This is a genomic window from Leptospira borgpetersenii serovar Javanica (assembly GCF_003046425.1).
Taxonomy (GTDB): Bacteria; Spirochaetota; Leptospiria; order Leptospirales; family Leptospiraceae; genus Leptospira; species Leptospira borgpetersenii.
Genome location: NZ_QAJG01000018.1, coordinates 1 through 7,500 on the forward strand (window position 1 = coordinate 1; position 7,500 = coordinate 7,500).

Below are 7,500 nucleotides of genomic sequence, written 5' to 3' on the forward strand. Positions count from 1 at the left end.
CGCAATCTACAGCTAAGAGGAAAAACTCCTCAAGTGATGATAACGGCAGTTTCAAGAGAGTTATCCGGATTTCTTTGGGCAGCGATGAATCTGGTTGCATAGAGCTATAAGTAAAAGCTATCTCAAAAATATCTTAGAACGATTGAAATCGGCGTTTTAAGCAAAGATAAAGTATTTTTGAGATAACTTCTCATGTTTCATTCAATGATTGAATTCGTTAGAGAAGATGTACGATAAAGGAGGAATACTTGTTGGCGAGAGTGTTGAAGCAAATTTGAATTTCAAATTTGACCTTCGTTTTTAGACTAAGAACAGCTCCCGATGTATAGATTATCCTTCCAACCCGCGAATATCAGTCTGATCAATCGTCGCGAATGCTTTTCTCTAACGAGTTAAATTATTGGGTGATTAAAAAATATGCGAAAAAAGATTTACTGCTCCGGATGGGGGCGCCATATCAGAGCCGGTCTCAAAACCTCTAAAATGTGGGAACTCCCACGAAAGCTTGACAATAATAAAACCTATTCGAAGATCGATGATCGTCAAAAGGGGCGAGAACTCCCGTTTTATGAAAAATTCAAAATGAATATTTCTGTAGAGGTTTTGAGACCAGCTCTTAGTTCCACCTCTTTCAAATTGAACAAGTCTATTTTAAAATCGGGAATAAAGTCCTGAAACACGTCCGTTTCTTGTTTTGTTAATACGAACTGATCCGAAAATCGATCTCCCAATTTCCATTCAGAGGACTGACGAACTCGCTTTGCTCGTTCTAGACAGAGGACAGAAAGAAACGGGGGAGTTATTGCATCGCGGATTTAGAATGCAGTTTGTGGAGATAAAAAAGAGAACAAAGGAAGCTGCATTAGCAAAACGAACTGCTTTTCCCGTTCAGAGGACAGAAACGGAGGAGCTCCTACTTTTTTGGAAAATTCTTTCTCATTTTCAATCGCCGAACCCAGGTTACAACATCGCGCTCATATTAATACAAAGTCTGATAAAAAAGAGACGAAATTTTGGACCAAGCAAAAAAGCTAAAAATATTTTCCAACATCAAAAACGTTTGTGGAATTCAAAGCCCAAACAATATAGCAGAAATTCCAACGTTATAATAAAATATTTAAGCTATTGCAGAAATATCGGACAATTTTTTGATTGAAATTAGGTCTAAGAATTGGATCTGTCGTTATCTAAGATAGAAGGAAGGTTTATGATTCAAATCGGCAAATTTCCGGATTCAGTCAATGAATACGCTGCAAGATCGGTGGCTGGACTCGTTTTTCTCCTCACGATTGCAACACTGTTAACTCAGTCGATTTGGCTGAATCTAGCTCTGCTCTACGGATTTACAGCTCGGGTTCTATACGGACCAAAATTTTCCATTTTTGCAAGACTTGCAATTCACGGAATCGTTCCTTTACTGAACCTGGGAAATAAAACCGTGGCAGGACCGCCGAAACGATTTGCTCAAGGAGTAGGGTTTTTATTTAGCTTAACTTCTTTGATACTACTGATACAAGGGCAGATTTTGGCGTTTCAAATCACGCTTGGAATTCTCATATTTTTTACGGCTTTGGAATCTTTCGTGGGTTTTTGCGCCGGATGTTTCGTATTCGGCTATCTGATGCAATGGGGAATTATTCCGCAGGAAGTCTGCGAGAGATGCAATCGTCTCACATTTACTTCAAAAGAACCGAATGTTTATTGACCTAACGTCAAAAAGAAAAACTTAATTTACAATACATATCGCGAAAAGAAAAAATCGTATTATGGTTTCAACACTTATTGAGTTGATATTCATTTCACTTCCGACACAGTTCGAGTTTACTTGGATCAAATTTAGATCTTGAGCGAACCACGAAACGCTCTGACGGCATAGTAAGATTCTGCACTGTTGTGATACACGAAGACGTGTCCGTAACGGAAATCGGCAAAGATAGCCCCGCCAAGCCTTCTAATATCAGAAGGCGTTTTCACCCAACTCGAAGTTTTCGTATCGAACTTTCCAAACTTCTGTAAATCTCGATACTGTTCTTCCGTTAAAAGTTCAATACCCATGGTAGAAGCCATATCAATAGCGTTATCTTTGGGCTTATGTTCTTTCCTTGATTCCAATGCTTTGCCGTCGTAACAAACACTTCTGCGACCTTTAGGACTTTCCGCTGAACAATCATAAAAAATATATTCGCCCATTTTTTTATCGTAACCCACAACATCCGGCTCGCCGCCTGTTCTTTCCATTTCATTAAGAGACCACAGTTTTTTAGCATTGGTTTCTAGTTTTGTTTGTATTTTAAGCCAATCAAATTCTTTATGGCGATTCATATTTTTCTCAAAACGGGCTCCCAATATTTCGAATAGTTCTCGGCTTTGTTCTAATGACAACTGATTGCTATTAATGTTATTCATACTTTTATTTGACCTCCATTAATGATATATCAGGCGATCACTGCTTAAATTTATTTGAATCCGTGTGTATTGTGCCCTATTTTTCTTTGTCGCAAGTAAATTTAGAAAAAATGACGTCCCTTCTGGCTTGAAAAGCGTGGGTTAGATGCAAGCATTAACCACAAAACAAGAAAACCAACAGAAGGAACTCAGAGCTTGTCCGTTCAGAGGACTGAGGACAGACGAACTTCGCTTCGCTCGTTCTAGACGGAAGACAGAAAGAAACGAGGGAGATAGTACATCAAGAATTTAGAATGCAGTTTGCGGAGACAAAAAAGAAAAGATCAGAATCGCGTATTTAACGAGCAAATCAAAGGAAATAGTAAAGGAACAACAGATAAAACACAATGAAGTTCAGATCAAAAAGTTCATCAAAAAACTCAAAGCAGAATGGGACGAAATAGATTGATGTTACGAAGCGGGAGTAACCGGTTATCTACTCTACAGATATCTAAAGTATTTGGGAGTGAATTGTATTCTGGTCGTGCCTGGAAAGATACCAAGGCAAAGTTCAGATAAGATCAAAACGGACAGAGAGACGCGATCAAATGAGCGAGATTATTGCGAAGTGGAGAATTGGAATCGATTCATGTACCGAGTGAAGAAGACGAAGCAGTAAGAGATTATCTAAGATCCCGTGATAGTCTTCGTTTGGATTTAGGAAGGAATCGTCAAAGGTTACTGAATTCTTATTAAGAACTTGTCCCAAAACCTAAGAAAAGAAATCGGCTCCAAAAGTTCGTAATAAAGCGAAAACGTAGGAATTCCCACGGATCATGCTCTTTGATAATTTACGGGCTTTCGAAAAGATTCTATTGTTCGTGCACTCTTGTCGGAGTTCTTACAATTCCAAGGTTTTGGGACAAGTTCTAAGAAAGGGTATAACTTACTCAGCGACAAAGTATTGGACAATCAGTCATTACAAATGGTTGAATAACCTTCATTTTGAAAATGAGATTCTTCAGGAAACGTTTAACAACTATTATAGTCGGGTAAGAATTTAAGAAGAGAATCTAAAATCCATGGATAAAAGATTCAAGAGATAGCGGCAAGTGAACCGCATCGAGAGAAAGTGGGAATCTTAAGATGCTTTCAAGGAGTGGATTATTTAACGGCCATGTTTTTGCTCTGTGAGGTTTGTGATTTTAAGAGATTTAAAACGGCCGGTTCGTTCATGAGTTTTCTTGGACCTGTTCCCGGAGAATATTCCAGCGGTTCCAAAAGAAAACAAACAGGGATTACAAAAACTGGAAGTCCCAGACTTAGAAGGATTTTGACAGAAGCAGCTTGGCAACATCGCTTCCCTGGAACAGGAAGTAAAATTATAACTGCACGTAGATCGGGCTAACATGCGTTAGTTGTTTCTTTGTCGGAAAAAGCTTCTCTCAGGTTACACAAGAAGTTTCGTAATAAAATATAAGAGCTCCCACATTCAGAGGTTGATGACAATGTCATGGCAATCTGTTCTTACAAAAGACAGTTTTGGGACAAACTCTTATTACTCGGAAGTATAAAAAGAATGCCGTAATAAGTTCGTTTTAAAAGTTAGAATTCTTATTCAAAAAAGCCAACAATTCCGGATTCGGCGCAATTTTATAATGAACGGTTTCTTAAAAAGAAAAAAGTATTTTAGAGAATAAGAATTGGTATTTCATAATTTTTTTAACTGCTTCGATCGTGCTGTTTGAAGAAAGAATATCGACTTAGGCGACTCAGTTTTCAATAAAGAATTTGGCTTGATTGAAAAAACATTATTCTGGTTATCGATTTTTAGCCTCTGGAAGTAAACGAATACTATTATGGCTGTACCACGGTAACCGATTCGAGTTACGAGGTTTGAAGCAGAGGGGAATATTCGACTACGATTTCCTCGTCCGAGTTGCGAAGGAGTCCGATAATTTTTTCTAAGTTCAGAAATTTTTCCTGCTTAGTTACAACGGGAGTCTGCAAATTTTGATTGAAATGAAGAAGAGGTTTTCCTTCGTTTTGCCTGGTTTGTACAAAAAGATCGTGATCTCGTTTCCGTTTTTCAACGATTCGATTGAGACTTTCGCCGAGAGAAGATAGATTTTCAAAATGGGTTTGGAATAAACCCGGATTCAAATCAAATCCGATCGAATTTCTGCAATTCCCGATCGCCGCCAAAGTAGTCGTCCCAGTTCCCCAAAAAGGATCCAAAACGACATCCCCCTTTAAAGAATACATCAGTATGATTCTGTTTGCAAGCTCCAAAGGATATGCCGCACTTCTATCTCTTCCTGCAAGAGGGTTCAAACTCTGCTTTTTTCCCTTAAAATCCCAAAGGTCGGTAAACCACAAATTGCGTTCTTCCCAAAAAAACGCGCTTTGCGCACGGGCGAACTGTTCCGCCTTAGTCACAAACTTTCTCTTATTACTCTTTCTGAATATTAAAATATGCTCATGCTCTAATGTCACATACGCCCCCGCCGGAAGCATTCCGGAACCCATAAACTTGTTGGGCGAGTTCGTTTGTTTTCTCCAAAGGATTCCAGGAAGACTTTGAAAACCGATCGAGTTACATCCCTGTAAAATTCTCGCGTGATTCATATAAATCTGAAAGCCTGCGGAGGTGTTTCTCGTTGCGTCTCCGATATTGATTACGAGAAAACCTCCGTTTTTCAGAACGCGGAAAGATTCTTTCCAAACTTTATCGAGTTCGATATGAATTCTTTCATAAGAAAGGTTGGGATCGGTAGGAAAATTTTCTTGAATTTCCTTTGAAAAGCCGAAAAAGAGTTCGTCCCACATTTCGATCATCGGATAAGGAGGTGAGGTGAGAACTAAATCCACGGATTCCGATTTGAGCGGAAACGTTTTTCTCGAATCCCGAAATTGAATCCTATGAATCGTTTGTTTCATAACTATGAAAATTAGAATTTCGATTTTTATTTTCTTGTCCACTCAAAACGTTTTCTCTTTACGACAATACAAAACTCGCGAGATATTTTCTTTGATACACCTAACTCATTCGAATTTCAATTTTCTAAAAATAGGATATTACACAAGAGAACTTGAAGAAATATCCGACAAACAAGATCACACGAATCACCAACATCTTGAAACTTGGAACTCATTTTCCAAGGAAAAACGAATTTGCACTCGTAAATTTCAGGCAGAAGCGACAAACCAATCATTACTTTCTTATTTTATATAAAGGCGAACTTGCGGCTCTATCGAAACATAAAGATTCCATCTCTATTTCACAAAAAACGAGGCTGTTTTTAGTTATCGAGTTTGGTATTGTTGATAAAGTTCACGAACAGTATATCTTCAAAATTAATGAAACAGAAGTTCGCTTTTCCACAATATCAATCTAGTTTAACCCGGAATTCCTGAATCAAATGAATTAGAAAAGTCATGATCCCGGAAAAAATATAAAAGAAAATCAATCCGTAAATGAGCCAAGGCCAACGATTGAATCCCACAAGCATCAGAAGAATGGTAATTCCTGCAACGAGTAAAAACAATCTCGTAGGATTGAGTTTGGATCGGATCACGACCTGCGGTTTCGAATAACGTATATTGGAGACCATCAAGATCGCAATCGCTACAAATGCGGAAACCGTAATCCAGTGAGGTGCGGAATTCGCATTCAAAAAGATTGGAAAAAATCCCACGGTAACTCCCGCAACCGGAGAAGGAAGTCCGGTAAAGGATTTCGGATCGTGCGTTACGTTGAATCTTGCGAGTCTGTATGCGGCACAAATCGGAAAGATCGCGGCAACGAGCATTCCGATCGGGAATAGATCTTCCTTTCCGAAGACGTCGATCTTATATTCGCAGAGAACCATCTGATACATCAAATAACCCGGAGCGATTCCGAACGCGGTTAAATCGGCGAGACTGTCAAGATCGGCTCCCAACTCAGAAGTCGCATTGAGCGCTCTTGCGGCCATTCCGTCTAACCCGTCACAGAGTGCGGCGAGAAGAATAAAAAATCCCGCCAAGGTATAAGCCTGCAGTTCGCTTGCGCCCCTGGATCCCGCTTCTGATGCTACGAGCATCGCGCTGAACCCCATTGTGAGATTTCCGAGTGTAAGAGTATTCGGAACCCAACTAAGTTTGAGTTTCATGAAAAAAGCTCCTGTCTGGATGGATTGACCGTAAAATCGATGCCTTTTTTGTAACCTTTCCGGAACAAATGGTATCCCAGTGAAGCTACCATTGCACCATTATCGGTACAATAAATTTTTTTCTTGGGAGTAAAAAGTTCCACGGAATTTTTACCCGCCCAAACCTCCAATCGTTTCTGGAGAGTTGTATTTGCCAACACTCCTCCCGCCGCAAAAACTTTACGAATCCCGGTTTTTGCCACCGCTCGTTTCAGATTTCTTTCCACCAAATCGAAAGCGGAGTTTTGAAAATTCCAGCAGATTTGTTCCTTGGAAACTTCCTTCTGTTTTTCCAGTAAAACCATCACCGCCGTTTTTAACCCGCTGAAAGAAAAAGATACCTCTTCCTGAGGCAGATTTCGCAATAAAAGAGGAAGAATCGGTTTTTCATCGGGAGTCGGAATGTATTCATTCGCTTTCGCCTCGATATGAGGTCCACCAGGATAAGGAAGATCCAAAAGACCCGCAACCTTATCAAAGGCTTCTCCTAAAGCATCATCCATCGTATCTCCTACGAGTTCCATCCTACCGAATTCTTGTAGGATATAAACGGCGGAATTTCCCCCGGAAAGTAGTAACCCTAAGACCGGAAATTCTGTGGGAACTCCCTCAAGGTGTAACACCGCAAAGTGAGACTGTAGATGACAAACCGGTAGAATCGGAGTTCCATAAACCATATTTATACAACGAGCCATCTGCGCCCCTACCATCAAGGACCCGGTCAAACCGGGAGAAGAAGTAACTGCGACGTAAGAAAGATCCTCGAATCGAATCTTTGCCTCTTCCATCGTTTCTTCCAAAAGAAGATTGATTTTTTCCAAATGAGCGCGTGACGCAATCTCCGGCACAATCCCTCCGTAAGGTTTGTGTAAATCAATCTGGCTGAAAATTCCGAGGCTGAGTAATTCTTTCCCGTCGCGTA

Annotated in this window: 6 protein-coding genes and 2 pseudogenes (1 of these 8 only partly in view); 4 read left to right on the forward strand and 4 right to left on the reverse strand. The window is 40.0% G+C overall.

All coding sequences use genetic code 11. From position 1 onward, the window contains the following. The first annotated feature begins 483 nt into the window (after nt 1-483). Entirely contained in the window at nt 484-675 is a 192-nt protein-coding gene (locus CLV95_RS19870) for a hypothetical protein (protein ID WP_080600093.1), read from the forward strand. Between the two features lie 532 nt (nt 676-1,207). Then, nucleotides 1,208-1,705, forward strand: a complete 498-nt coding sequence (locus CLV95_RS13580; protein ID WP_002736221.1) for a DUF4395 domain-containing protein — start codon at nt 1,208-1,210, stop codon at nt 1,703-1,705. Between the two features lie 131 nt (nt 1,706-1,836). Here the strand turns inward: CLV95_RS13580 and CLV95_RS13585 are convergent, their stop codons facing one another. Beyond that, nucleotides 1,837-2,406, reverse strand: coding sequence for a DUF4256 domain-containing protein (locus CLV95_RS13585; protein WP_002726437.1), 570 nt, complete (start codon nt 2,404-2,406; stop codon nt 1,837-1,839). Nucleotides 2,407-2,728: 322 nt separating this feature from the next. Here CLV95_RS13585 and CLV95_RS13595 point away from each other — a divergent pair. Next, nucleotides 2,729-3,129 (forward strand): annotated as a pseudogene (locus tag CLV95_RS13595) (IS110 family transposase); the annotation flags it as partial. Nucleotides 3,130-3,311: 182 nt separating this feature from the next. Beyond that, nucleotides 3,312-3,856: pseudogene (locus CLV95_RS13600) on the forward strand (transposase); the annotation flags it as partial. Nucleotides 3,857-4,272: 416 nt separating this feature from the next. Here CLV95_RS13600 and CLV95_RS13610 read toward each other — a convergent pair. From CLV95_RS13610 to tsaD, 3 genes are all read right to left on the reverse strand, one after another. Continuing rightward, nucleotides 4,273-5,325: a DNA-methyltransferase gene (locus CLV95_RS13610; protein WP_002757966.1), complete on the reverse strand. Its 1,053-nt coding sequence runs from the start codon at nt 5,323-5,325 to the stop codon at nt 4,273-4,275. 449 nt (nt 5,326-5,774) lie between these two features. Continuing rightward, complete coding sequence (gene pssA, locus CLV95_RS13625; protein ID WP_002726408.1) at nt 5,775-6,539, reverse strand: CDP-diacylglycerol--serine O-phosphatidyltransferase; 765 nt, start codon at nt 6,537-6,539, stop codon at nt 5,775-5,777. Further along, a protein-coding gene (gene tsaD / locus CLV95_RS13630) for a tRNA (adenosine(37)-N6)-threonylcarbamoyltransferase complex transferase subunit TsaD (protein ID WP_002726493.1) crosses the window boundary here: on the reverse strand, nt 6,536-7,500 show its 3' portion. It continues 52 nt past the right edge of the window; 965 of the gene's 1,017 nt are visible here — the last part of the coding sequence; its start codon lies off the right edge, out of view; it ends in the stop codon at nt 6,536-6,538. Before tsaD ends, pssA begins: the two co-directional genes overlap by 4 nt.

Excerpts from the sequence above, each read along its gene's own strand:
- CLV95_RS13610 (WP_002757966.1), bottom strand. The coding sequence starts at position 5,325 with ATGAAACAAACGATTCATAGGATTCAATTTCGGGATTCGAGAAAAACG.
- pssA (WP_002726408.1), bottom strand. The coding sequence starts at position 6,539 with ATGAAACTCAAACTTAGTTGGGTTCCGAATACTCTTACACTCGGAAAT.
- CLV95_RS13585 (WP_002726437.1), bottom strand. The coding sequence starts at position 2,406 with ATGAATAACATTAATAGCAATCAGTTGTCATTAGAACAAAGCCGAGAA.
- CLV95_RS13580 (WP_002736221.1), top strand. The coding sequence starts at position 1,208 with ATGATTCAAATCGGCAAATTTCCGGATTCAGTCAATGAATACGCTGCA.
- CLV95_RS19870 (WP_080600093.1), top strand. The coding sequence starts at position 484 with ATGTGGGAACTCCCACGAAAGCTTGACAATAATAAAACCTATTCGAAG.